24 protein-coding genes and 2 pseudogenes are annotated in these 24,103 nt (G+C 65.7%); 16 read left to right on the top strand and 10 right to left on the bottom strand.

Features of this window, described 5'->3' with window-relative positions; genetic code table 11:
• The first annotated feature begins 282 nt into the window (after positions 1–282).
• The 4 genes and pseudogenes from A5753_RS24530 to A5753_RS07410 all read left to right on the top strand — a co-directional run bounded on the left by A5753_RS24530 (position 283) and on the right by A5753_RS07410 (position 2,806).
• Positions 283–492 (top strand): DUF3060 domain-containing protein, encoded by a 210-nt coding sequence (locus A5753_RS24530; RefSeq protein WP_197694614.1) that lies wholly within the window; start codon positions 283–285, stop codon positions 490–492.
• 95 nt (positions 493–587) lie between these two features.
• A complete protein-coding gene (locus tag A5753_RS07420) occupies positions 588–1,019 on the top strand; it encodes a nitroreductase family deazaflavin-dependent oxidoreductase (RefSeq protein ID WP_067125115.1) in 432 nt (143 codons plus the stop codon).
• 223 nt (positions 1,020–1,242) lie between these two features.
• Entirely contained in the window at positions 1,243–2,175 is a 933-nt protein-coding gene (locus A5753_RS07415; RefSeq protein WP_067125113.1) for an SAM-dependent methyltransferase, read from the top strand.
• Positions 2,172–2,806 (top strand): annotated as a pseudogene (locus A5753_RS07410) (class I SAM-dependent methyltransferase). The gene A5753_RS07415 and the pseudogene A5753_RS07410 overlap by 4 nt, the downstream one beginning before the upstream one ends.
• Before the next feature lie 97 nt (positions 2,807–2,903).
• Here the strand turns inward: A5753_RS07410 and A5753_RS24780 are convergent.
• Complete coding sequence (locus tag A5753_RS24780) at positions 2,904–3,566, bottom strand: chitin-binding protein (RefSeq protein WP_082971200.1); 663 nt, start codon at positions 3,564–3,566, stop codon at positions 2,904–2,906.
• Positions 3,567–3,876: 310 nt separating this feature from the next.
• On the opposite strand from A5753_RS24780, the gene A5753_RS07400 reads away from it, so the two are divergent.
• From A5753_RS07400 to A5753_RS07390, 3 genes are all read left to right on the top strand, one after another.
• Positions 3,877–4,590, top strand: coding sequence for a VIT family protein (locus A5753_RS07400; protein ID WP_067125330.1), 714 nt, complete (start codon positions 3,877–3,879; stop codon positions 4,588–4,590).
• A gap of 110 nt (positions 4,591–4,700) precedes the next feature.
• Positions 4,701–5,543 (top strand): acyl-CoA thioesterase domain-containing protein, encoded by an 843-nt coding sequence (locus A5753_RS07395; protein ID WP_067125110.1) that lies wholly within the window; start codon positions 4,701–4,703, stop codon positions 5,541–5,543.
• Positions 5,544–5,562: 19 nt separating this feature from the next.
• On the top strand, positions 5,563–7,095 hold the full coding sequence (locus tag A5753_RS07390) for a class I adenylate-forming enzyme family protein (RefSeq protein ID WP_197694613.1): 1,533 nt from the start codon (positions 5,563–5,565) through the stop codon (positions 7,093–7,095).
• Positions 7,096–7,229: 134 nt separating this feature from the next.
• Here the strand turns inward: A5753_RS07390 and A5753_RS07385 are convergent, their stop codons facing one another.
• Positions 7,230–7,850, bottom strand: coding sequence for a TIGR03085 family metal-binding protein (locus A5753_RS07385; protein WP_067125104.1), 621 nt, complete (start codon positions 7,848–7,850; stop codon positions 7,230–7,232).
• 104 nt (positions 7,851–7,954) lie between these two features.
• Between A5753_RS07385 and htpG the strand changes: the two genes are divergently transcribed.
• From htpG to A5753_RS07370, 3 genes are all read left to right on the top strand, one after another.
• Positions 7,955–9,880 carry a molecular chaperone HtpG gene (htpG, locus tag A5753_RS07380; RefSeq protein ID WP_067125101.1) on the top strand — a complete coding sequence of 642 codons (1,926 nt, stop codon included), beginning with the start codon at positions 7,955–7,957 and terminating at the stop codon, positions 9,878–9,880.
• Between the two features lie 68 nt (positions 9,881–9,948).
• Positions 9,949–10,164, top strand: a complete 216-nt coding sequence (locus tag A5753_RS07375; protein ID WP_067125098.1) for a hypothetical protein — start codon at positions 9,949–9,951, stop codon at positions 10,162–10,164.
• Positions 10,165–10,241: 77 nt separating this feature from the next.
• Positions 10,242–11,264 carry a TIGR03617 family F420-dependent LLM class oxidoreductase gene (locus A5753_RS07370; RefSeq protein ID WP_067125095.1) on the top strand — a complete coding sequence of 341 codons (1,023 nt, stop codon included), beginning with the start codon at positions 10,242–10,244 and terminating at the stop codon, positions 11,262–11,264.
• Here the strand turns inward: A5753_RS07370 and A5753_RS07365 are convergent.
• Together A5753_RS07365 and A5753_RS07360 are read right to left on the bottom strand one after the other, a co-directional pair.
• On the bottom strand, positions 11,254–12,939 hold the full coding sequence (locus tag A5753_RS07365; RefSeq protein WP_067125092.1) for an NRAMP family divalent metal transporter: 1,686 nt from the start codon (positions 12,937–12,939) through the stop codon (positions 11,254–11,256). The genes A5753_RS07370 and A5753_RS07365 overlap by 11 nt on opposite strands.
• Complete coding sequence (locus tag A5753_RS07360) at positions 12,936–14,273, bottom strand: magnesium transporter MgtE N-terminal domain-containing protein (protein WP_067125087.1); 1,338 nt, start codon at positions 14,271–14,273, stop codon at positions 12,936–12,938. Before A5753_RS07360 ends, A5753_RS07365 begins: the two co-directional genes overlap by 4 nt.
• 205 nt (positions 14,274–14,478) lie before the next feature.
• Here A5753_RS07360 and A5753_RS07355 point away from each other — a divergent pair, with 205 nt between their 5' ends.
• On the top strand, positions 14,479–14,847 hold the full coding sequence (locus tag A5753_RS07355; RefSeq protein WP_197694612.1) for a VOC family protein: 369 nt from the start codon (positions 14,479–14,481) through the stop codon (positions 14,845–14,847).
• 2 nt (positions 14,848–14,849) lie between these two features.
• On the opposite strand, the pseudogene A5753_RS07350 reads toward A5753_RS07355, so the two are convergent.
• A pseudogene (locus tag A5753_RS07350) lies at positions 14,850–15,377 on the bottom strand (DMT family transporter); the annotation flags it as partial.
• Between the two features lie 84 nt (positions 15,378–15,461).
• Positions 15,462–16,592, bottom strand: a complete 1,131-nt coding sequence (locus A5753_RS07345; RefSeq protein ID WP_067125083.1) for an NDMA-dependent alcohol dehydrogenase — start codon at positions 16,590–16,592, stop codon at positions 15,462–15,464.
• A gap of 147 nt (positions 16,593–16,739) precedes the next feature.
• Here A5753_RS07345 and A5753_RS07340 point away from each other — a divergent pair, with 147 nt between their 5' ends.
• The gene (locus A5753_RS07340; RefSeq protein ID WP_067125082.1) at positions 16,740–17,915 is read left to right on the top strand and encodes a thiolase family protein; all 1,176 of its coding nucleotides are present in this window, start codon (positions 16,740–16,742) and stop codon (positions 17,913–17,915) included.
• 25 nt (positions 17,916–17,940) lie between these two features.
• Here the strand turns inward: A5753_RS07340 and A5753_RS07335 are convergent, their stop codons facing one another.
• Entirely contained in the window at positions 17,941–18,540 is a 600-nt protein-coding gene (locus A5753_RS07335) for a hypothetical protein (protein WP_369829297.1), read from the bottom strand.
• Positions 18,541–18,677: 137 nt separating this feature from the next.
• Here A5753_RS07335 and A5753_RS07330 point away from each other — a divergent pair, with 137 nt between their 5' ends.
• From A5753_RS07330 to A5753_RS25150, 3 genes are read left to right on the top strand one after another with little or no spacing between them, the layout of a single operon-like run.
• Positions 18,678–19,406, top strand: a complete 729-nt coding sequence (locus A5753_RS07330; protein ID WP_067125079.1) for a 3'(2'),5'-bisphosphate nucleotidase CysQ — start codon at positions 18,678–18,680, stop codon at positions 19,404–19,406.
• Positions 19,407–19,433: 27 nt separating this feature from the next.
• Positions 19,434–19,646: a hypothetical protein gene (locus tag A5753_RS25155; RefSeq protein ID WP_369829296.1), complete on the top strand. Its 213-nt coding sequence runs from the start codon at positions 19,434–19,436 to the stop codon at positions 19,644–19,646.
• Positions 19,647–19,669: 23 nt separating this feature from the next.
• On the top strand, positions 19,670–19,915 hold the full coding sequence (locus tag A5753_RS25150) for a hypothetical protein (RefSeq protein WP_067125076.1): 246 nt from the start codon (positions 19,670–19,672) through the stop codon (positions 19,913–19,915).
• A 7-nt stretch (positions 19,916–19,922) separates the two neighbouring features.
• Here the strand turns inward: A5753_RS25150 and A5753_RS07320 are convergent, their stop codons facing one another.
• Positions 19,923–20,828, bottom strand: a complete 906-nt coding sequence (locus A5753_RS07320; RefSeq protein ID WP_067125073.1) for a haloalkane dehalogenase — start codon at positions 20,826–20,828, stop codon at positions 19,923–19,925.
• Between the two features lie 111 nt (positions 20,829–20,939).
• Between A5753_RS07320 and A5753_RS07315 the strand changes: the two genes are divergently transcribed.
• Positions 20,940–21,668 carry a DUF2652 domain-containing protein gene (locus A5753_RS07315; RefSeq protein WP_067125070.1) on the top strand — a complete coding sequence of 243 codons (729 nt, stop codon included), beginning with the start codon at positions 20,940–20,942 and terminating at the stop codon, positions 21,666–21,668.
• A 30-nt stretch (positions 21,669–21,698) separates the two neighbouring features.
• Here the strand turns inward: A5753_RS07315 and A5753_RS07310 are convergent, their stop codons facing one another.
• Together A5753_RS07310 and A5753_RS07305 are read right to left on the bottom strand one after the other, a co-directional pair.
• Positions 21,699–22,904, bottom strand: a complete 1,206-nt coding sequence (locus A5753_RS07310; RefSeq protein ID WP_067125068.1) for a MalY/PatB family protein — start codon at positions 22,902–22,904, stop codon at positions 21,699–21,701.
• Between the two features lie 23 nt (positions 22,905–22,927).
• Positions 22,928–24,025 carry a dihydrodipicolinate reductase gene (locus A5753_RS07305; RefSeq protein WP_067125066.1) on the bottom strand — a complete coding sequence of 366 codons (1,098 nt, stop codon included), beginning with the start codon at positions 24,023–24,025 and terminating at the stop codon, positions 22,928–22,930.
• Positions 24,026–24,103 lie beyond the last annotated feature (78 nt).

Here is a 24,103-nt window from a genome sequence, read left to right as displayed (position 1 = left end):
TAGTTTCCAAAGACTGAATCAATATGTCCGGGATGATGACTCGGCTGACCGCGACCACGACGAGGATGCTCGTCGTGGTGGCTGGCGCGGCGCCGGGCGACGATCCGCCGAGCGGCTGGTGCGACGGGCGTCGTGCTGATGGGCCGGGTAGCGGCCCCGCCCCCGGCTGTGGTCGCTTCGCCGGGGGACGCTGGCCGCGCCCCTCGACGTCGCACCCGAAAATTCGACAAGAGCGTTTCGACCGTCATCTATGACTGCGGCAACCAGTCTCTGATCAATGTCGTGAGCATCGACTCCAATGTCACTTTGACCGGCTCGTGCGGTGAGGTGGATGTCAGCGGTTCTGCCAACACGGTGAAATTGCAGACGGTCGCCATCATCAAGACCACCGGCTCGGGCAACCACATCACCCGGCAGCAAGGGCCGGGCGGGCGGCGCCACCAACCAGCAACCCGGGCGGCAGCAATAGCATCGTCGGTCCCGCCGGCGTAGTCCGCTAGAGGTTGGTGAGGGCCGAAAATTCATGCGGCACAGTCGAAGTCCAGCGAGCCTTGGCCCACAGCCGTACCGCGTGCCACGATGGCGTAATGGCTGACGACGCGCTGAGCTCGGAACGGGAATTCAACGAGCAGAATATCGAAGAGTTTCGCCGCAATGGCGGCGAAGTGGGCGGGCAATTCGAGGGCTTCCCGCTGCTGCTGCTGACTTCGACCGGTGCGCGAAGCGGCGCACAACGGGTCAATCCGGTCGCCTACTTCGATATCGACGGCAAAATTTATGTAGTTGGCTCCGCGGCGGGCCGGGACAACCACCCTGCCTGGGTGCACAACATTCGCGCCAACCCTCGCGTGTCTGTCGAGATCGGGTCGGAGCCAGCGAAGCCCGCGACGGCACGAGAATTGCCGCGTGACGAAAGGGATTCGGTCTATCCGGTGGTGGTCGAGCGCGCCCCCGGGTTCGGGGAGTACCAGCAACGCACCGACCGGCTCATCCCGGTCTTCGAATTGGTCATCGACTGAAGACACGGGCTGTCAACGGGCTCATTGCTTCGCCATCTGGCACGTCGCTCGAGTTAATTGCCGCACCGCCCGCCTTGCTCGAAAGCCGCGGGCCGCACCAGAAAGCTCATCTAGCTGCGGCAACCTGCCGGACTAACTGAGAGGCGGACCACGGGAACTTCACGTGGCCGCCGGTCGTTATGTGGGCTAAGTAAACTGTGATTCCAAGGGGGACAACAGCCGCATGCCACGCACAGACAATGACACCTGGGATCTGGCGACCAGTGTGGGCGCGACCGCGACGATGGTCGCAGCCGCGCGAGCGATCGCGACCAACGCCGACAACCCGCTGATCGAAGACCGTTTCGCCGAGCCGCTGGTGCGTGCCGTCGGGGTGGACTTCTTCACTCGCTGGGTCTCAGGCGACCTGGTAGCCGCCGACGTCGACGACCACGATTCGGGCTGGAAGCTCGGACACATGCCCGCCGCCATGGCCGCCCGGACCCGATTCTTCGACTCGTTCTTTGACACTGCGACGCAGGCCGGTATCCGGCAGGCCGTGATTCTGGCTTCGGGTTTGGACGCGCGCGCCTACCGGTTGGCTTGGCCGGCCGATATGACCGTCTTCGAAATCGACCAGCCGCAGGTGATCGAATTCAAGGCCGCCACGCTGGCCAAGCTGGGCGCGGCCCCGCAGGCCGAGCTGCGCACGGTCCCCGTCGATCTGCGCAACGACTGGCCAAAGGCTCTGGCGGCAGCCGGTTTTGACAAGAGTCAGCCCACGGCATGGATCGCGGAGGGACTCTTCGGGTATCTGCCGCCAGAAGCGCAAGATCGTCTGCTGGACGACATCACCGCACTCAGCGCTGACGGCAGCCGGCTGGCGTGCGAAGCTATTCCGGACATGTCAGAAGTAGACACCGAGAAAGCGCACGAGATGATGAGCAGGGCCACCGCCAAATGGCGGGAGCATGGCTTCGACCTGGAATTCGGCGAGCTCGGCTACCAGGGCGAGCGCAATGACGTCGCCGTGTATCTGGACAACCTCGGGTGGCAGTCGGACGGCATTCGGATGAGTGAGCTGCTGGCCGACTCCGGTCTTGATGCGATTCCACAGACCAATGACTCGGTGTCGATGGCCGACACTAATTACTACAGCTCGGTGCTGAGCAAATGACAGCACCGCAGCGACGAGGGCTCAACGACGCCGTCACGCGGATGTGGAGTTTCCTCGCGCCGGCGTACGACCTGCCCTTCTTGCAACGGTGGGTTTATCGACCTCCGCATAACGAGGTGATAGCCCAGCTGCGCAACCACGGTGCACGCAAGATCGCTGATATAGCCTGCGGCACAGGTATTTGAGCGATCGAATTCAGCGTGAACTGCAGCCCGATGAAATCTACGGCGTCGATATGTCCGACGGCATGCTCGGCCAGGCTCGGGCAAGATCGGATCGGGTGCAGTGGATGCGCGGCCCGGCCGAGCGGCTTCCGTTTGACGACGGGGCCCTCGACGCGGTCGTTACGACCTCGGCCTTCCACTTCTTTGATCAGCCGGCCGCATTACGCGAGTTCCATCGTGTGTTGGCTCCGGGCGGCCTGGTGGCCGTTTCGGCGCTGAGCACGCGGCAGCCCCGGCTGCAGTCTTCCACGAACTCTCGGTGGAAGCCGCAGCACAACACCTCCGCGCCTGAGATGCGGACGTTGTTCGAAGATGCCGGGTTCGTCATCACGGATCAACACCGGATCCCGCGACCGGTGTGGACGGCGCTCGTGTCGGACCTGTTGACTGTCGGCACGAAAAGCTAGAGACAGCGCCGGGCGTGAAAGCCGCTCGGCGCCAGCGCATACAAGCAAGACGCCCGCTTCGCCGATTGGCGAAGCGGGTGTCTTGTCAGCTAATCGATCACAGCGGGATCCACACTCCGAAGAGCCAGAAACCCCACTGGTTGAAACCGGGATCCCAGATGGGCGTTTCCTGGTAGCCCCAGTAGTTGATCGGGCCGTAGTCCCAGCGCCCACCGGGCGGGGGGAGCGGTCGATCCCATGCCGGCCGCGGCGGGGCACCCGCCCCCCAGGGGCCAGGCCCATCGCCCCACGGTGCCCCGCGGAAGTAACCGCGCTGGGCGTCGCCGTGCCACGGGCCACCGGGGTGAGGATCCGGTCCACCGAATCCGTTGGGGCCACCGGGGTGATCACCGGGTCCGCCGGGTCCGCCCGAGCCACCTGGGTGATCGCCGGGTCCGCCGGGGCCGCCAGGGTGATCGCCGGGCCCGCCGGGGCCACCTGGGTGATCGCCGGGTCCGCCGGGGCCGCCAGGGTGATCGCCGGGTCCGCCGGGGCCGCCAGGATGATCGCCAGGTCCACCGGGACCACCCGGTCCGCCCGGACCACCCGGATCGTTAGGACCAGTGGGTGCGTGGCCGCCACCAGGCGCCGCCCCGCCGTGGTTCCCTGGAGGCTGTGGCGCTCCGGGAGCAGCGTTGGCAAATCCGGCGCTCATCCCCAGGGCTGCAGCGCTCAGCGCTCCGGCGACGGTCACCCCTCCGACAAGTTGCTTCAACTTCACAATGCTTCACCTATCCACTAGGGATTACTTGCAAGGCAGTTCCTTTGGAACACCCCCCGTTACCAATCCGACGCTAAATAGCTTTCCTATGGACCAGCTGTGACTTGGCCGTGCAGAGCTTTTGGCCGACCCTCCGCCGACGTGTTTGCCGCCACCACCCGCCCGCGCGTAGCCATGCGTCGCCGCGTCTGTCGCGCCATGTTTACCAGGCATTATCACCACAACTGACGCGGACCAAGCCGGCGTCGGCGCTGTTTGGGAAGGCTACGTTGGCTAGTCGGCAAGGGTTTCCATCTATATGGTTGCGGCCGTGTCGAGTGCGTCGCATCCGCACGAACCCCACGTCGGTTCGGTGTCGTCGAAGCTGAATTGGCTGCGCGCGGGCGTCCTGGGCGCCAATGACGGGATCGTCTCCACAGCGGGCATCGTCGTGGGGGTCGCGGCGGCTACCGCTGCACGCGCGCCGATATTGACCGCGGGCAGCGCCGGACTGGTCGCGGGCGCGGTGTCTATGGCGCTGGGCGAATACGTCTCCGTCAGCACCCAGCGCGACACGGAAAAGGCGCTGTTGAGCCAGGAGCGCCGGGAATTGCGCGACGATCCCGTCGCCGAATTGGACGAGCTCGCGACGCTGTACGAGGCGAAAGGACTCACGCCGGCGACCGCTCGCACCGTGGCCGAGGAACTCACCGACCACAATCCGCTGTTGGCCCATGCCGAGGTCGAACTGGGCATCAATCCCGAGGACCTGACGAATCCTTGGCAGGCGGCATCGTCGTCGGCGCTCTCTTTCGCGATTGGTGCCCTGTTGCCGTTGATCGCAATCCTGGTCCCGCCCGCAACGTGGCGAGTCCCCGTCACCGTCGCCGCTGTACTTATAGCGCTGGTGATTACCGGTGCGGTCTCGGCCGGGTTGGGCGGAGCGCCAACGGGCCGAGCGGTGCTTCGCAACGCCATTGGCGGCACTCTCGCGTTGGCGATCACCTACGTAATCGGTCATCTGGTGGGCGCCGCAATCAGCTGACCGCCGGGCGTGGTGGGTGGTACATCTCCGGCGACTGGAAGCGCAACTGTAACATCGACGGTTGCGGTCCTCAGCCGAGCCCGCAATCCCCTCACGCGGAGAGTCAAGCAGTGGCAGAGCCCGATATCGTGCCGGATGAAGCTCAATGGGCGGAACCGGCGCCGTACTTTGTGCGCGACGACAGTTATTATGTGCCAACCAAATTCGCGCGTGGCGGGTGGGGTCCCTCGCTCAGCGGTCACGTTGTCGGCGGACTCTTGGCGTGGGCGGTCGAGGATGCTGCTCAGGATGCGCAACTGCAGCCGGCACGGTTGACCGTGGATCTGCCCCGTCCGACGGCGTTGGAGCCGCTCGAGGTGCACACGCAGGTGCGCCAGGACCGACGCCGATTACGGCTGGTCGAAGCTGTGATCATCCAGGACGGCGCGGCGGTCGCACAGGCGAGCGCACTCTTTCTGCACCGGGGCGCGCAGCCCGACGGGCACGTCTGGTCGCCATCGGTGCAGATGCCACCGATCCCGCTGGACGAGGCTTACTCGACACTGTTCATGCGAACCTACGGCTGGGGCGCCGAGGTACAAAACCCCGATCCGGACTGGCCTCAGACGGACGGCCCGAAATACACGTGGATACACGAGACGCGCCCGTTGATCGACGACGAACCTCTCACCGCCTTCACCCGCGTGGCGATGGCCGGTGACATCACGGCTTCGATTGCCAACTGGGGTACCAACTCCCTGCAATTCATCAACGTCGACTACACGCTCACGCTCAGCCGGCTGCCCGCGGGCGACCATATCGGGTTGGCCTCGCTGACGCATCACAGTCACGACGGGGTGGCCAGCGGCTCGGCGGTCTTAGTGGACGCGAATGGGCCGATCGGTACCGGCGTGTCTGCCGCCATCGCGCACTCGGGATTTCGCCCGCCCTCCACCGATCCGTCGACCAGGTGAGTTGAAAGGGATTGGCACGGTGACGTTCTGGGCTTTGATTGCCGAGGCGGCGCGGCGCGGATCGAGCCGGCCGCTGCTCGCCGATGAATACGGGCGAAGCCTGACAGCGCGTCAACTGCACGACGCCGCGTTCGCAACCGCTGCCGCCCTGGCCGAACGAGGGGTCCGCCCGGGAACGGTCGTGTCCTGGCAGCTGCCTACCACGCTGGAAACCATGGTGGTGATGGCCGCACTCGCCCGGCTCGGCGCGGTGCAGAACCCGATCATCCCCATATTGCGGGAGAGCGAGGTTGGTTTCATCACCGACCAACTGAACACCGAATTCCTTGTGGTGCCGCAGCTTTGGCGCGGCTTCGAATACGGCGACCTGGCCCGGGCATTGGCGGCGGACAGGGGCTTCGAAGTCATCGCCCTCGACCTGGCAACACCGCCGGCCGCCGGTGAGCTGCGGCTGCCCGGCGCCGCCGTGCAGGCCCTCCCGGCGCCACCAAGTTCCGCCGATGAGGCTCGCTGGATTTACTACTCCTCGGGAACCACCGCGGCTGCCAAAGGGATCCGTCACACCGACACCTCGGTCATCGCCGGCTCGGCGGGAGTGGTGGGCATGGTGGGCGCCAACAGCAGCGACGTGGATCCGGTCGCCTTCCCGATCGCCCACATCGGTGGGGCCGCGATGCTGGCCACCGCGCTGCTGACCGGCATGCGGTTGGTCCTGTTCGAGACGTTCGACCCGGCCACCACACCGTGGGCCATCGCCGCGCACAATCCGACGTTCCTCGGTACGGCGACCCCATTCTTTGTCGCATTCCTCGAAGCTCAACGCGCTCAAGGCGATCAGCCGCTTTTTCCGTCCGTGCGGGGCTGCCTGGCCGGCGGCGCGCCCGTCACCGCCGAGCTGGGACGTCAGGTTCGCGAAACGTTTGGCCTGGCCGGCATCGCGAATGCCTGGGGGATGACGGAGTTTCCGTGCGCAACCTCGCCCTCGCTGACCGCGCCGCCCGAGGTGCTCGATCATACGGTCGGCCCGCCGGTGCGCGGGGTCGAGGTGCGAGTGGTCGACGGCCACGGTGTCGAACTGGCCGCCGGACAGGAGGGAGAGTTGCGGCTCAAAGGACCCCAGTGCTTCCTCGGCTACGCCGACCCGACGCTTGACGCTGACGCCTTCGACCGCGACGGCTGGCTGCGCACAGGCGATCTCGGCCTGATCGATGCGAGCGGCAACGTCCGCGTCACGGGCCGTACCAAGGACGCGATCATCCGCAATGCGGAGAACATCTCGGCTCAGGAAATTGAGAATGCCCTGGCCACCCATCCCGCCGTCGCCGACGTCGCCGTCATCGGCATCCCCGACATGCGCACCGGCGAACGCGTCTGCGCCGTCGTGGTTCCCGTCACCGCAGGCGAGGTGTCTTTGGAATCCCTTGTGCGACATTGCCAATTACGGGGCCTCAGCCGATACAAGCACCCCGAGCGCCTGGTCATCGTCGAAACGCTGCCGCGCAATCAATTCGGCAAGGTGATCAAGAAGGAGCTACGCGAGGCCTTTGGGTGAAACCGCGTGAGGCCGTCGGGTGTCCGCGAGGCCTGTGGGACATTCAGACCACCTGAGGGTTGATAGCGCATGCGCTAGCAAGTGTCGGAATGCGGTTATGCCTGCGGGACGGCTCGCGAGCGGCCGCCGGACACCTACAACCCCTTGGGCGCATCCCGGACGGCCTGCACCGCGGCGGCGTCGCCGTCGAATTCAACCTGGGCCTGTCGCCCCACCGAGAACAGCAGTAGCTCCTCGGGCGCCCCGGTCACCGTCACCGCCGGCCCCTGCCCAGCGGTGAGCACCGTCTTGCCCTCCGTGGTACGCAAGGCCACCCGGCCTGGCGTCCTGGCGAGTGTCAGCCGGGCCATCAACGGCAGGGTCCGGCGCAACATCTTGCACAGTGCGGGCTCCAGAGAGCGCGGCTGCCAGCCCGGCTGCGCTCGGCGCACATCCTCGTGGTGGATGAACATCTCGGCCACATTGGCCACCGGGTCGAGCAGTTTGAGCGGCGAGTAGACCGGCGGGCCGGCGGCGAGCTTGCCAATCAGCTCCTCCCACCCGTTTCGCTCGGCGACCTGGTTCTGCACCTTCTCCGTGTGGGAGGCGAAGAAGGGGATCAGGATGCCGGGCGCCGCGTCGGGCCGGTACTCACGGATCACCAGGTGGGCGGCCAAGTCCCGCGTCTTCCATCCCTCGCACAGGGTGGGCGCATCCGGCCCGACGCCGCGCATGGTTTCCACAAGGGCGGCACGTTCGCGTTGAGCAACAGACATCCGTTCAGCCTAGAGCCGGTCACCCCGGGAGAGCACGGGGTTACCGCGCACCACTCGTCGGTGGCTCGGTAAATTTGGGACGTCATGTTGTCGAAGGGAATCTCATGAGCGCGCACGTTGAGCAGTTGGAGTTTCAGGCAGAGGCTCGGCAGCTGCTGGACCTGATGGTCCACTCCGTCTACTCCAATAAGGACTCGTTCCTGCGAGAGTTGATCTCCAACGCTTCGGATGCTTTGGACAAGCTGCGGCTTGAAGCGTTCCGGAACAAGGACCTCGACGTCGACACCTCCGACCTGCACATCGAGATCGATGTCGATAAGGATGCGCGCACGCTGACCATCCGCGACAACGGCATCGGGATGACCCGCGCCGAAGTGGTCGATCTGATCGGCACACTGGCCAAGTCCGGCACCGCCGAGCTGCGCAAACAACTGCGCGAGGCCAAGAACGCCGCGGCCTCCGAGGAACTCATCGGTCAGTTCGGAATCGGTTTCTATTCGAGCTTCATGGTCGCCGACAAGGTCGAATTGCTCACCCGCAAGGCCGGCGAGAGCGACGCCACCAAATGGGAATCGAGCGGCGAGGGCACGTACACCATCGAGTCAATCGACGACGCCCCGCAGGGAACCTCGGTCACCCTGCACCTCAAGCCCGAGGACGCCGAGGACGAGCTGCACGACTACACCGCGGAGTTCAAGATCAGGAGCCTGGTCAAGAAGTACTCCGACTTCATCGCATGGCCCATCCGGATGGAGGTCGTGCGAAGCACGCCCGCTGCGGAGGAGGGCGGCGAGGAGACGGTCACGATCGAGACCGAGACCCTCAACTCGATGAAGGCCCTGTGGGCCAGGCCCAAAGAAGAGGTCTCCGAGGAGGAGTACAAGGAGTTCTACAAGCACATCGCGCACGCCTGGGACGACCCGCTCGAGGTCATCGCGATGCGGGCCGAAGGGACGTTCGAGTACCAGGCGCTGCTGTTCATCCCGTCGCACGCCCCGTTCGACCTGTTCAATCGGGACGCCCAGACGGGGATCCAGCTCTACGTCAAGCGCGTGTTCATTATGGCCGACTGCGACGAGCTCATGCCCGAATACCTGCGCTTCGTCAAGGGCGTCGTTGACGCGCAGGACATGTCGCTCAACGTGTCGCGCGAGATCCTGCAACAGGACCGGCAGATCAAGGCAATCCGGCGCCGGTTGACCAAGAAGGTTCTCTCCACGATCAAGGATCTGCAGTCCGAGCGCCCGGACGACTATCGCACCTTCTGGACCCAATTCGGCAGGGTCGTCAAGGAGGGCCTGCTGAACGACTTCGACAACCAGGAGACGCTGCTGCAGCTTTCCTCATTCGCATCGACGCACAGCGAGGAGGAACCCACCACGCTCGCCCAGTACGTGGAGCGCATGAAAGAGGGCCAGACCCAGATTTTCTACGCCACGGGCGAGTCGCGTCAGCAGATCCTGAAGTCGCCGCATCTCGAGGCGTTCAAGGCCAAGGGCTACGAGGTTCTCCTGCTCACCGACCCGGTCGACGAGGTCTGGGTCGGGACCGTGACGGAGTTCGACGGCAAACCGCTGCAGTCCATCGCCAAGGGCGAGGTGGACCTCAGCGCCGACGGCGACGAGAGCGAGGCCGAGCGCGAGGAGCAGCAGAATGAATTCGCCGACCTGCTCGACTGGCTGAAGGAGACCCTGACCGACCACGTCAAGGAAGTTCGGCTGTCCAACCGTCTGACGGACTCGCCCGCCTGCCTGATCACCGACGCCTTCGGGATCACGCCGGCGCTCGCGCGCATGTACCGCGCTTCCGGGCAGGCCGTTCCGGTGGGGAAGCGGATCCTCGAACTCAACCCCAACCACCCGCTCGTCATCGGCCTGCGTCAAGCGCACCAGGACCGCAGCGACGATCCCACGGTCGCGGAGACCGCGGAATTGCTATACGGCACAGCGCTTCTTGCCGAGGGCGGCGCGCTCGACGATCCGGCGAGGTTTGCCGAGATTCTCGCCGGCCGGCTGGCCCGCACGGTGTAACCGGGCGTTCATCGGCAAATAAGCGATTTCAGCGATTCAAGACTCGCTGGCAGGGATAATTAGATCCCATGCCTGAGTTTCGCGTTCTCGACCCACGTGGTCGGGTCGTCGCGACGAAGAATTTTGCCTATGCCGAGGCCGCGCATGCCTGGTTCGTCAACGAGGTCGGCGGCGATACCGAGCTGGGTTGGCGCATGGAGGTCAACGACGACGGGCAATGGGCATTCTTCGATGACACCGAAGGTTTCACCGCCCCGGTGAGCCGGCGGCCGACCAAACGCTGATTCGCCGCACCCGGCTGGCGACCTCGCGCCGACGCGTCCGGACTCGTTCGCGCTATCGCTCGACGTACGCTCCCACCATGCATGTCGACGCGATGACGACTCCCCAGCCGCTCGGCCAAATCGGTGACCTTGCCCGACGGACCCAATCCGCCGGATTCTCCGGTCTGTTGTTCACCGAGACCGGCCGCACCGCGTACCTGAATGCCGCCGTCGCATCGCAGGCCGCACCCGACCTGGAATTGTCGACGGGCGTCGCGGTGGCCTTTCCGCGCAGCCCTTTCGTTACCGCCGCCGCGGCGTGGGAACTGCAGGAAGCCACCAAGGGGAAGTTTCGGTTGGGCCTGGGAACGCAGGTGCGCACCCATGTGGTGCGGCGCTACGGCACGGCCTTCGAGCGGCCCGGGCCTCGGTTGCGCGACTACTTGCTCGCGGTCAAGGCGTGCTTCGCGGCGTTTCGGTCAGGGACGCTCGATCACCACGGCGACTTTTACGATCTCGACTTCATCACCCCGCAGTGGAGTCCGGGACCCATCGAGGCTCCGGACCCCAAAGTCGATATCGCGGCGGTCAATCCGTGGATGCTACGGATGGCGGGCGAAGTGGCCGACGGGCTTCACGTCCACCCGATCGGCGAACCGGGTTACCTGGCCCGGCACGTGCTGCCGACGGTCGCCGAAGGGGCGGCGAAAGCCGGCCGTACGCCGTCGGACATCGCGATCATCGTGCCCGTCATGACCGTCGTCGGCGACACCGACGAAGAGCTCGACAAGCAGCGTGAAGTCGTGCGCGCCAGCATGGCCTTCTACGGCAGCACGCCCAACTACGCATTCATCTGGGATGAGGCGGGTTTCGAGGGCACGACCGCCCGGATCCGGGAGAAGCAGAAGGCCGGCGACTTCGCCGGGATGGCCGCGCAGGTCAGCGACGATCACATCGCAGTCTTCGCGACCGAGTCGACCTGGGATGGGCTGGCCGACGCGTTGGTCGACAAATACGCCGGAACAGCAACACGATTGGTGATGTACAACGCCCTCGCCGATCTGGAGCGCTTCGAGCGGTACGGCGAGGTGGCTCGCCGGGTGCAAGCGGTCAGCGACTGAGCTGGATGGCTTTGACCACGAGTAGCAGCGCGCCGGCGACCAGATAGGTGCGCAGCGCGATCATGCCCAGACGGGTGCCGGGCGACCAGACGACCGGCTCGAGCAGCGTCAGCGGTGGCATGCGCCAGGTGCTGCGGTCGACACCCCGGGCCGGGAACTGCACAACGGGTCGCGCGGGTTGGCGGCGGCCCATCCAGCGCAGCGCGGGCGCACCCGCGACGGCGAATACGACCATGGCCATCACCAGGTAGCCGGAAACAGCGACGACATTGATCTTGGGAAACAAGGTGGTGGCCATCAAGATGCCCGACAGCAGCAGCAGCGTACCCACGATCAACCCGGCGACCCAGTTAAGCCAGGGCCGATTTACCCAAGGGCCCAACACTTCTCGATCATTGCACAGCAGCAGCAGGAACACGCTGGCGCTGGGCAGCAGCAAACCGGCGAGGGCCTGCACGGCGGTGGTGATCAGCCCGAGCGGGGCACCCGGAATCAGGACGATCGCGGCGGCCAGAACCACCATTGCGGTGTAGGACAGGTAGAACTGTTTGGCGTCGGCGAAGCCCCGGTGCAGTGAGTGCTTCAGTCCGAAGACGTCGCCGAAGGCGTAACTGGTGGCCAGGGTGACTGCGGCGGCACCGATGATTGACGCGTCTATCAGCACGATCGCGAAGATCCAGCCGAGCGTCTCGCGGTGTTGACCGAGCAGATGCGCGATGGCGCCGGCGTCGGTGAAGCCGCCCACGGTGTCGGTCGAACGGGCGGCCCAGTCACCGGTCATCACCAGCGCGGCGGCACCGACCACCACCACGAAGGCGCCCAGCACGGTGTCCGCGCGTTCGTAGGCCATGAACCGGGGGGTGATGCGCTTGTCGACGACGTTGGACTGCTGGAAAAACAGCTGCCACGGAGCGACGGTGGTCCCGACGATGGCGATGATCAGCAACACCGCATCCGAGCTGATACCGCCCGAAATACTCGGCACCACAAAGGACTTCGCCGCATGCATCCACTGAGGATGTGACATCAACAGCATCGGGATCTGCAGCAGCGTGACGGCGATGAACACGAACATGGCCCGCTCCCATCGACGAAAGCTGCCGCTGGCCATGATCGCCACCAACGCCACCGCCGAGATCGGTACCACAACGTATTTGGAGACGCCGATGTACTCGGCGGCCAGGGTGATACCGATGAACTCGGTGACGATCGTCAAGAAGTTGAGCAGGAACAGGTCGCCGACCGAAAACCAGCCCCAGCCGCGGCCGAAGCGTTCGTTGATCAGTCGGGCGTGTCCGACCCCGGTGACCGCGCCGAGCCGGACCACCATTTCCTGGTTGACGATGAGCACGGGGATCAGCAGCAGCAACACCCACAGCAGTGAGTAGCCGTAGTTCTGGCCGGCCTGGGCGTAGGTGGCCACCCCGCCCGCGTCGTTGTCGCCGACCATCACGATGATTCCGGGCCCGACGATCGCGAGCAGGGTCAGCAGCCGCGTCCGCCAGGTGCGGGCGTGCTCGGTCTCTCCGACGCTGATGCGCCCGAACGCGCCCTCGATATCACCGACATGCGCGCTGTCCAGCACGGCGGTGCGCCGCGTCTGCGCCGGCTGGGAGCCCTGAACGTCGACGCCCTGCGCATCGGCCTGGGTGGTGTTCTCGCCGCCGGAGCTCACTGCGGGCTACCGCCAGTCGGCGGTGCGCCGCGGTCGTCGTCGGCGGCGATTTCACGGATGGGGCGGGGCGCGGGCTCGCGGCGCCGCCAGTCCTCGGGAATGGTCGCCTCCAGCACGTCATCGACGGTGACCACCCCGAGGAGGCGGTCCTCCTCGTCGACCACGGGTATGGAGTAGAGGTTGAAATCGGCCATCAGTAACGCGATATCGGTCAGATCCGCGTCGGCGTTCACCCGCACCGGGTCGGAATCCATTAGTGCTCCGAGCTTTTCGGCGGGATCGACCTGCAGCAGGGTGATCACTGATACGACGCCGTCAAGACGTTTGTCCTCGTTGAGCACGTGCACCTTGATCAGCGCTTCCGGCTGGATGCTGTGCGATGCGGCGATCAACGCCAACGCCTCGCCCGCCGTGGCAGCGGGTGAACATGTCACGGAGTCGACATTCATCAACCCGCCGGCGCTCTCGGGGTTGAACCCCATCAAGGTGATGACCTTGGTGCGCTGCGGAGCGGGCATCAGCTCGAGAACGCGCCGGCGCCGGGACTGGCGCAGGTCGACGATCGCATCGGCGGCATCGTCGGCGCGCATCCGGCCAAGCAGCGCGGCGACCTCGTTGTCCGGCATGTTATCGAGCAGCCGGCTGGCCTTTTCCGGGTCGAGTTCTTCGAAAACGTCGGCTTCCAACTCCGGGTCGCTGTGCACGCGGTCGAGGATCTCGCCGCCCTCGGCCTTGTCCGCTTCCTCGAGAAGATCGGCGATCTCGGCGGCCTTGAGCTCGCCGAACCGGTCCGACAATCGTCGGACCGCGTCGGAACGGGCGTGGCCGATCAGCGGCTCGAATGCCTTCCAATCACGAGATGCATGCCCGCCCGAATGTTTGATCAGCCCGAACAATCGCGGTGGACGGCGGGTGTCCAGGCGGGTAACCATCCAGCCTTGGCCGGTTTGTTCGAGCTCGACGTCGTAGGCGCGCACCAGCTCGACGGTGGCCACGTCGATCAACCGGTGGCCCAACACGTCGGTGCGCAGCAGCACTTCACCCTCGCGGCGTTCGAACCCGCGAAGGTCAACCTTGTTCTTGGTCAACAGAACTCGGTCCACTGAGTACCCGTCAATTGTCTTGTCGCCGATGAAGACCCGGCGTCCGCCGACCCCCGCGACAATCCCGGCCACCAACGGGTATTCTTCGGTGCCGCGCAGCCGCACGATCACGTCCTCGACCCGGCCCACCGTCTCGCCGGAACGCGCCAGCACGGGCGCACGCAACAGCTGGGAGAGGTGGATTATCGGCTGCCCGGCGCGCGGCGTGGACGCCTTTTCCGATGTGCTCATGTATCCCTCCTCAAGGCGGTACGACCGAACCCGCGGACAACCTACCCCGAAACGGAGTACTGCGGCGTCATGCGGCTTGAAATCGATCGTTGGACCGTCTCGGCCGCCAGAGCCTACGCTCGTGTCGTCGCGGATGGCTACCGTCAATAGGTAAACGGCAGAAGGTTATTGGGATTTCGCGCCGTGGTTGGGTTATCTTCGCTGTGTGCCCGCGGTCGACTTCACCTCCGTATCTCCGATCGTCCCCGTTCGCGACTTGGACGTCGCACTTGGCCGGTACCATCGGCTCGGCTTCGACGTCCACGCATACGAAGGACCCGAACGGTACGGATTTGCCGAGCGCGGGTCGGTGTCGATCCACCTCACCGAATGGGCCGAGCACGACCCCTTACGCACCGCGGCCAGCGTCTACTTCTACGTCAGTGATGCCGACGCCCTTCATGCGGAGTGGGCAGCGCTGGAAAACCTCGGTGGCCGCCTGGTCGCGCCGCAGGACACGCCATACGGTTTGCGCGAATTCGCCTATGTCGATCCCGACGGCACCGCGCACCGGGTCGGCTCACGCATGATCTGAACTCAGGTGCGTTCCGTTGCGGGACCGTGATTTTCGTCAGTGGACGGGGCGTCACTGGCCTGGCTGTGGGCCAGCGCCACCGTCGCCGCCGCCATCAGGCCTACCGGCAAGCCCAAGGCCATCCAGCCTAGGTCGTTGGTGTGCAGCGTCTCTCCCAGCACGGTGACGCCCAGCATCGATCCGACGATGGGCTCGGCGACGGTGACAGCCGGCAGCGACGCGGTGAGTGACCCGGCCCGAAATGCCGACTGTTCCCAAGCGGTAGCCGCGATCGCGACTACCACCCACACGTACAACTCGGGTGCGCGCAATAAGGCTGGGATGCCGCGATCGAGTTGGTCGACCACACCTTTGGTCAACACCGAAAACAGTCCCCACAGCGAACCCGACATCAGCCCCAGCATCAATGCGCCGACCGAACCCGGGAAGATCCGCGCTCCAATCACGCACAGAATCAGCGCCGGGCCCATCACCAGCGCCACGATGGTCCATGTCTGCGACGAGCCACGCGGTGTCCCCTGCTGGGGGTCACACGGTAGGCGAGTTGTTGGGTGGCGTCCGGGGCGGCGAGCGTTCTGGTTGTCGTGGGGTCATTGTGCCAATGCAGCCGCCGATTACCCGCGGTCAGCGTCGGTATAGCGGATGATGCCGCGCACGTTGCGGCCCTCGAGCATGTCGCGATAGCCGTCGTTGATCTGTTCGAGGGTGTATTCGCGCGTGACCATGTCGTCGAGGTTGAGTTGCCCCAGCTTGTACAGCTCGAGAATCGCCGGGATATCGTGCTGGGGGTTGCCGCCGCCGAAAATGCTGCCCTGCAAGCTTTTCTGCAATAGCGACAGCCCCGCAAGGTTGAGGGTGACATCGTTGGCCATCACGCTGGCCATGCCGGTGAGGCAGCAGACACCTCCCTTGGCCGTCAGCCCCATCCACGACTCGACGTCTTTGCCCTCCACGTGCCCCACGGTCACGATTACCTTGTGGCACATCATTCCTCGCGTCGCCTCGGCGATGCTTGCCGCGGCGCCACCGACGTCCGCGAAAGCCGCTGTGGCACCGAACTTGAGTGCTTGCTCGCGCTTCCATTCGTAGGGGTCGACGGCGAATATGCGGCGGGCCCCGGCGAGGCGGGCGCCCTGCAGCGCGGCGACACCAACGCCGCCGATGCCGATGACCGCCATGTCCTCACCCGGCGAGACCGCCGCGCTGCGCACCGCCGAGCCGTAGCCGGTGGTCACCCCGCAGCCCACGAGGCAGGCCACGTCGAACGGGATCGTGGGATCAATCTTGACCACCGACGTCTGGTGCACCACGACGTAGGGCGCGAAGGTGCCCAGCAGCGACATCGGGATGACGTTGCGGCCCCGCGTGGTGACCCGAAACGATCCGTCGGAGACCGATTGACCCGACAGCAGGCCCATGCCGAGGTCGCAAAGGTTGCGCAGCCCGGTCTGGCAAGGCGTGCATTTTCCGCAGGACGGGATGAAGGACATGACGACGTGATCGCCGACGGCCAGATGCTCGACGCCCTCGCCGAGCTCGGTGATGACGCCGGCGCCCTCGTGACCCCCGAGCACCGGATAACTCGGAATGGGGAAGTCGCCCGTCATCAGATGGTGGTCGGAGTGGCACAACCCGGCGGTCTCCAGCTGAACCATCACCTCGCCGTGGCGGGGCTCGCCGATTTCGATCTCTTCGACCGACCATGGCTCGTTCAGTTCCCAGACCAGCGCACCCTTGGTCTTCAACGGATTGGCCTCCGTGTTTACCCGAACCGCTTAATTGTTAGCGCCGTCACAGGAGCCGGCCTCCTGAACTTAGACCATTACTATTGTCAATACAGTATTTGATACGATTCGCGGCGTCTGAGCGCCCACAACAACGAGGTTGAGAACATGGGAACACCCGTCATTGTCGGAGCCGTCCGGACCGCAATAGGCCGTTCGTTCAAGGGGACGCTGGTCAACACGCCGCCCGAGACCCTGATCACCGCGGTGCTTCCCGAGGTCGTCCGCAGGTCGGGCGTCGACCCCGCACACATCGACGACATCATCTTCGCCGAATCGCATTACGGTGGCGGCGATTTGGCGCGTTATGCGGCGACTGCGACGGGCCTGGAACACGTTCCCGGGCAGTCGGTCAACCGGCACTGCGCGGGTAGCCTCACGGCCATCGGCAACGCCGCGGCGCAGATCGGTTCCGGCATGGAGCGCGTCCTCATCGCGGGCGGCGTGCAGTCGCTATCGATGACGCCGCTGACCAACTGGCGGATTCCCGGCCCCGAGCTGAAGTTCGAGGAGCGCTGGATGCCGCCGACGCACGTGGAGACTCCGGATGCGCCGGCCAAGGACATGTCGATCACCGTGGGCTGGAATACCGCGCAGGCGGTCGGCATCACCCGCGAGGAGATGGACGCATGGGCGGCCCGCTCGCATCAGCGCGCCGTCGCGGCCCAAGACGCCGGCAAGTTCGCCGATGAGATCCTGCCGCTGAAGATCACCCAGTTCGATGGCTCGGTCACCGAGTTCGCCGTGGACGAGCATCCGCGTCGCGACAGCACTGTCGAGAAGCTGGCCGGCCTCAAGGTCCTGCACCCCGAGATCGAGGGCTTTTCGATTACGGCGGGCAACAGTAGCGGCACCAACGACGCCGCGGCCGCCGTCGCGCTCGTCGACAGCGACTACGCCCAGGCCGAGAAGCTCAACGTGATGGGCACGGTCAGGGCCTGGGCCGCCGCGGGCGTACCGGCCCGCGACTGCGGCCTCGGCGCCGTCAAGGTCATCGGGAAGGTGTTGCAGCGGGCCGGCCTGACGCCCGAGGACGTCGCGCTGTGGGAGATCAACGAGGCTTTCGCTTCCGTGCCCATCGCGGCGTGCCGCGAATACGGCATCGACGAGGAGAAGGTGAACTTTTCCGGTAGCGGCTGCAGCCTGGGGCACCCGATCGCGGCCTCCGGTGCGCGCATGGTGACCACGTTGGCCTACGAGCTAGCCCGGCGAGGCGGCGGCATCGGTGTCGCGGCCATGTGTGCCGGCGGCGGCCAGGGTGGCGCTGTCGTCATCGAGGTGTGAGCCACCGCAAGACAGTTCGCACCCGCTAGTTACAGAATGTGTAGCCGATGAATTGAGTGCCGCCCGTGTCGCCACTTGAGTAGTTGGCGAAATGCACGGCCGGCTTTCCGTTGTACAGGGTGTTCATTTTCTGCACGTTCGGTGGTGGAACGCCTTTGGGGAAGGCCAGGATCATGTCGGCGAAAATCTGCAAGCCGACCTGGCAGATGGCCTCGCGCCGCGGCGGCTGTGGATTCCAGGCGTGCACGATCACCGGCTCGGTCAGCTGAGATCCCGCCGCGCAATTCGGATCACAGAGCTTGAACAACGCCGTGCCGGTCCCGTCGGCGCCCTGCGGTCCCCACGAACTCCACGACATGTCCTGCAGCGCAACCGCCACACTGGCGCAGCCCAACACGTTGAGCCGCTTCGGGCGCGCGACCGGCGGAACGGACGGGTTGTAGCAGCCGGGAATGGCGAAGCTCTCCGGCGCCGCGGGCGACGGCGAAGTGCCGGGCGCCGTCGCGCCCTGCTGGCCGTGGGTCAGCTGCACGCCCACCACGATGAGGACCCCGACCAGCACCACGGCCACCACGATGGCGACCCCGATCACACGCCCCCGCGAGGTGTGCCGCAACCGCCTCATCAAGGAAACGTTGGCGTTGCCGCTCACGGTCACCAGATTACGGATGAAATTTTCCGCTGGGGTGGTGACCGCGAAACGGCAAGACAGGGTAAAGTTGGTCATCACTACCAACATTTTGAGGGTTCCCGGAGTTGCCGATGAATGACCATGATCTGGCCGCGCGGTTGGCCACCAAGGCAGGTCAGCTGCTGCTCGGGGTTCGAGAAGAATTCGCCGACGCGGCAGCCGCGCACCGAAAAGCCGCGGGAGACAAGCGATCCCACGACTTCCTCATGGAGGCCCTTGACGCAGAGCGACCCGAAGATGCGGTGCTGTCCGAAGAGGGCGCCGATGACCCGGTTCGATTGCGCTCGGACCGCGTCTGGATCGTCGATCCGCTCGATGGCACGCGGGAATTCTCCGAGCTTGGACGCGACGACTGGGCGGTGCACGTCGCACTCTGGCAGTCCGGTGAGCTGGTCGCCGGCGCAGTGGCGCTACCGGCCCAGGGCATCACACTGGGAACTCCCGACATAGATTCGCCTCCTGCCGTGCCGGGCAAGCCACGCATCGTGGTGTCGCGTACTCGTCCACCCGCAATCGCCTTGAACGTGCGGGATGCGCTGGACGGCGTTCTAGTCGAAATGGGTTCCGCCGGAGCCAAGGTCGCCTCGATCGTCCAAGGGCTGTCCGATGTGTACGTACATGCCGGCGGTCAATTCGAATGGGACTCCGCCGCGCCGGTGGCGGTGGCCCGGGCCGCGGGGTTGCACACCTCTCGCATCGACGGGTCCGCATTGGCGTACAACCAGCCCGACCCGAAGTTGCCGGACCTTGTGGTGTGCCGGACCGAACTGGCGGAAGCCGTACTCGCGGTTACCCGCTGAAGTCACCGCCCGGTCGAGCGGCGACGCATGGCCGAGCGCGTTAACCGTTCGAACTGCGTTTCTGGCAGGATATTCCGATATGTCGCGCCGGGGGTTCGTCGAGTCGGCAGCGGTCTCTCCAAGGAGCAGGCAACATTGTTGCGGATCGACACTCATCATCACGCCATCCCGTCGTTCTATCGAGACCTGCTGCGAAAAGCCAGGATTGATGAGGCCGGCGGCAGGGAGCTGCCCGCCTAGAGCCCGGAGGGTCGTTGCAGACCATGGCGGAACTGAACGTCGCCGCCGCCATACTTTCGGTGTCGACGCCGGGCGCCGCCGGCCTGGAGACCTACTCGGGCCTGCGACCGGATGCCCGCGCGGCGAACGACCGCGACGCGGCGCTCGCGTTGTTCCCGCGGCTCGGCTCCGCCTCGCCGCCCAAGCCCGGCTCGGCCCTCGATAGAGCGCGTCACACCGCCGACAGGGCGGCCATGCGCGGGTTGGTGCGGCTGGTCAACACCCGCTGACCTTCGCTCAGAGCCAGGCCTGTTGCCACGACTGGATCCGCTCGGCCAGTTCGGGGCCGCGGTCCTCTTGGATGAAGTGGCTGGCGTTGATGCGGGCGTGTGGCTGTCCCGCGGCGCCCGGAATGTGCTTGATCAGGGCCCTGTCGGCCTGTCCGAGGATGGGATCGCGGGCTCCGAAGAGGGCGAGGAACGGCTTTTCCCAGCGACCGAGGGCATCCCATGCTTTTCGGTTGGCCGGAATCGCCGGGTCCGCGGGCGAGGTGGGCACCAACTGGGGGAACGCTCGGGCCCCGGCTTGATACGTCTTGTCCGGGAAGGGCGCGTCGTAGCCGGCCCGCACTTTCGACGGCACTCGGCGAACAGTCCCGGCGCTGACGATGCGGCCCGCGGGCAGGACGGGGGAGTAGCGCGCGAAGGCACGCCAGGCGTAAAAAGCGGGCGGGGTGCGCCGTTGTGCCGTGGGCAGGAAACCATTGGCCACCACCAGTCGTCCGACCCGGTCGGACTGCTCGGCGGCGATACGCAGTCCGATCAGCGATCCCCAGTCCTGCACGAACAACGTGACGTCCCTGAGGTTGAGATGCTCGAACCACGAGACCATCCACTCCACGTGCCGCTGGTAGGTGTAATCCTCGATCCGGCTGGGCTTGTCCGAACGGCCGAAACCGATCAGATCGGGCGCGAGCACGCGGTTCCCGGCGTCGGTCAGAGGCGGGATCATCGTCCGGTAAAGGTAGCTCCACGTGGGCTCGCCGTGCAGCAGGACGATCGGTGGCCCTTCGACCGTGCCCTCGTCGAGGTAGTGCATCCGAAGCGGCCGGCTGTCGCTTGCGGTTACGTCAAGGTAGTGCCCAACGAACGGATAGTCCTCCAAGTTTTCGAATCGGGAGTCCGGGGTTCGCAGCACATGCATATCAGCTCCTCCGGTGAACCGGCACCTCTGTAAGCCTCTCGCGCCGACGCGAGTTCGTCTAGTAGCAGATTCATTGAGCCGGGCACCGTGGCCTACTAAACTCACTTATTCATGGCAATTCGGCGCGTAGTTCTGCTCATAGCCGACATCGGTGGATACACGCATTACATGCAGTGGAATCGGACGCACCTTGCCCATGCGCAGCTGACGGTTGCCGCCCTGTTGGAGGCGGTGATCAATGCCGGCAAGGGTTTGAAGCTGGCCAAACTCGAGGGTGACGCCGCCTTCTTCTGTGCGCCGGACAGTCACGCCAAAGTGGTGGTGTGCGAGCGGCTGTCACGAATGCGCGCGTCGTTCCTGGAGCGGCGCGAGCAGATGAAAAACGACATCGCCTGCGAGTGCGCGAGTTGCGAACAGTTGGACAAGTTGTCGCTCAAGTTCGTCGTGCACGTGGGAGAGGTGGCGGATCAGAAGGTGAAGCGCCATGTCGAACTTGCCGGCTTCGACGTCATTCTGGTGCACCGGATGCTGAAAAACATGGTGCCGGTTGCCGAGTACGTACTGATGACCGATCCCGTCGCGGCATGCCTCGACGAGCCGATGCGCGAACTGTGCGTGCCGCTGGTGCACGCCTTCGACGGAATCGGAGAAACGTCGACGCACTACATCGACCTTGCGGCGTTACAGGTGCCCGTCGCGCCGCCGCGGCGCAGCTTTTTGCGCCGGCTCGGCGCGACGACGAGGTTCGAGTTCGACGCCCTGCCCTTCACGCTCGGCATGAAGGAGCCCGCACAAGGGTTCCGCAACTTGGGCCGGGGCGCCGAGGAGGTCTCCGCGTAGCCGACAACCGCTGCGCCCGGCGTCGGTCCACTATTGGGCGTCGGCCAGGGCCCGGCCCATGCGCGAGACCGCCTCGGTGAGAATCGCTCGCGAGGTGGCGAAGTTCAAGCGCACATGTCCGGTTCCGCCGGTTCCGAACACATGACCGGAGCTGAGCGCCACCCGCGCGTGGTCGAGAAACCAGCGGGCCGGGCCGGATAGGTCGGCAACCACCGCAAGACCATCGGCGACTCCTTCGTCGAAACCGAGCTCCCGGCAATCGAGCCACGCCAGGTAAGTGCCTTGCGGCCATTGGTATTTCACGCCGGGAAGGTGCTCGGCGACCAGCTCGCCCAGCAGCGCCCGGTTCTCGTTCAGGCCTCGCAGGGTCGCGTCGAGCCAGTCGCTGCCGCTCCGGAACGCCTCGGCGTGGGCGATGATGCCGAGGTGGCTGGGTCCGTGACCGACCTCCTCCGGCATCCGGTTCAGGTCGGCGGCGGCCTCCGGTCCGGCGATGGCCAGCGCCGCCTTCAGGCCGGACAGATTCCAGGCCTTCGACGCCGATATCAAGGCGAAGGCGTTCTCGGCCCCCGGGACGGTGAGGAAGGGGATGAATCGCGATCCCGGCAGAATGATCGGGGCGTGAATCTCGTCGGACACCACCCGCACGCGGAACCGCCGGGCGAGCTCGGCGACCGCGCGGAGTTCATCGCTGGTGTGGACCGCTCCGGTCGGGTTGTGCGGATTGCACAACAGATAGGCGACCTTCGTGTCCTTTCCTGCTTCCGCGCGCGCCGAAACGAAGGCATTCTCCAAGGCGTTCAAGTCAATTCGCCCATCGGCCAGGGGGGCCTCGATGACGCGGCGGCCGTCGTGTGACACGAATGCGTAGAACGGCGCATAGACCGGCGGGTTGACGACGACGGCGTCACCACGATCGGTGAGCAGGCGCAGCACCTCGACCGCCCCGAGCATGACATCGGGAACCAGCGCGGTGCGGCTCACGTCGAGGTCATGCCACCGCCAATGCCGCGCCGCGAATTCGCTGACGGCTTCCGCCAGCGCGTGTCCGCAGGGATAACCGGTGTCGCCGTCGTCGATGGCTTTCCGCAGCGCTTCGGCCACTGTCGGTGCCAGGTTGACGTCCATCTCGGCGACCCACAGCGGCAGGACGTCGGCCGGGTGCGCGCCCCATTTCATGCTGGTGCGACGCCGGAGTTGCTGCAGCGTCAATTCCTCGAGCGGATTAACCGTCACGCCCGCAGAGTAACCGGCGCGGCCTACCCCCCGACAAACGCTTTTTGCGGGATCGTCAGCGGAAGATCCACCGAACTCAGCAATCCCGGCTGGGCGGCAACGACATACGGCACGGCGTTGACGACGCGCATCGCCGTGGCGACCATGGCGCCGGCCCCGGAGGTCATCCCGCCGATGCCGGCCTTGGTGGGGTCCTTCAACGTCGCCGCCAGGGTGCAGTCGATGTCCGGATCGCCGGAAATCATGACGCGGTAGGACAGATCGCCAATCCCGGTGGGCCAGTCGGGGGCGACGTCGTGCGCGAGCCGGGTGACGTGCTCGATGACGATGGCTTCCCGGCCGTCGACCACGCCGATCGCCTGCATCCGCAGCGCGCCGCAGGTTCCGGCCTCGACGGTGCCCATCGCGACCTCCAGCGTCCGGTCGGTGACGGCGCGGTCGAAACCCTCGCGGACTTCTTGGACTTCGACCCCCAACGGGTCGGCGATCAATCGGATCTGGCCTTGCCATTCGCCAGCGATGGCGCCGGGGAAGCCGATCCAGGGCTGGTAGTCGAGCGGACGGCCGAAACCCAGCGCGTCGCTCATGATGTCGGGAACCCCGTAGTCGTCGTACAGGCCGATCTCGAAGGAGTGGATCTTGTCGATCGACGACGACTGGGTGGACAGCACCAGCGGCAGATAGTCGGCGGCGAAGCCCGGTTCGATCCCCGACGCGTACAGCGACGCCTGGCCCTGCTTGGCCGCGGCGACCAGCTGGTCGCGCCACTCCGCGGGCTCGTAAGCGTGCGGGTTGACCAATCGCGTGGTGCTGGTGGTCACGACGTTGATCCCGGCTTCGAGCAGCTTGACGTAATCCGGAATGGCCAGCGCGTCGCGCTCCGGACCGCTTGCCGCATAGATGATGCAGTCGGGCCTGAGCGCGATCAGCGCGTCGGCGTCATTGGTGGCGTTCAGGCCGATCGGCTCACCGCCGGCCAGTTCGCCCGCGTCCTTGCCGACCTTGTCCTCCGAGTGCACCCACACGCCGACCAGGTCCAGATTGGGCCGCCGCGAAATAGCGCGGATGGCGATCGAGCCGATGCCACCGGTCGCCCACACCACCACGCGATGAGCCGTCATCTTGGTCCTCCTCGGTTGCGCGCGCATGACGAAAGCCGGGGCGGCCGTTGCCCTTACGTCAACGGCGTATGGCCGTTA

The organism is Mycobacterium sp. 852002-51971_SCH5477799-a, from assembly GCF_001667145.1.
Taxonomy (GTDB): domain Bacteria; phylum Actinomycetota; class Actinomycetes; order Mycobacteriales; family Mycobacteriaceae; genus Mycobacterium.
Note: the sequence above shows the minus strand (reverse complement) of the source record. Positions and strands in the feature narration are given on the sequence as shown.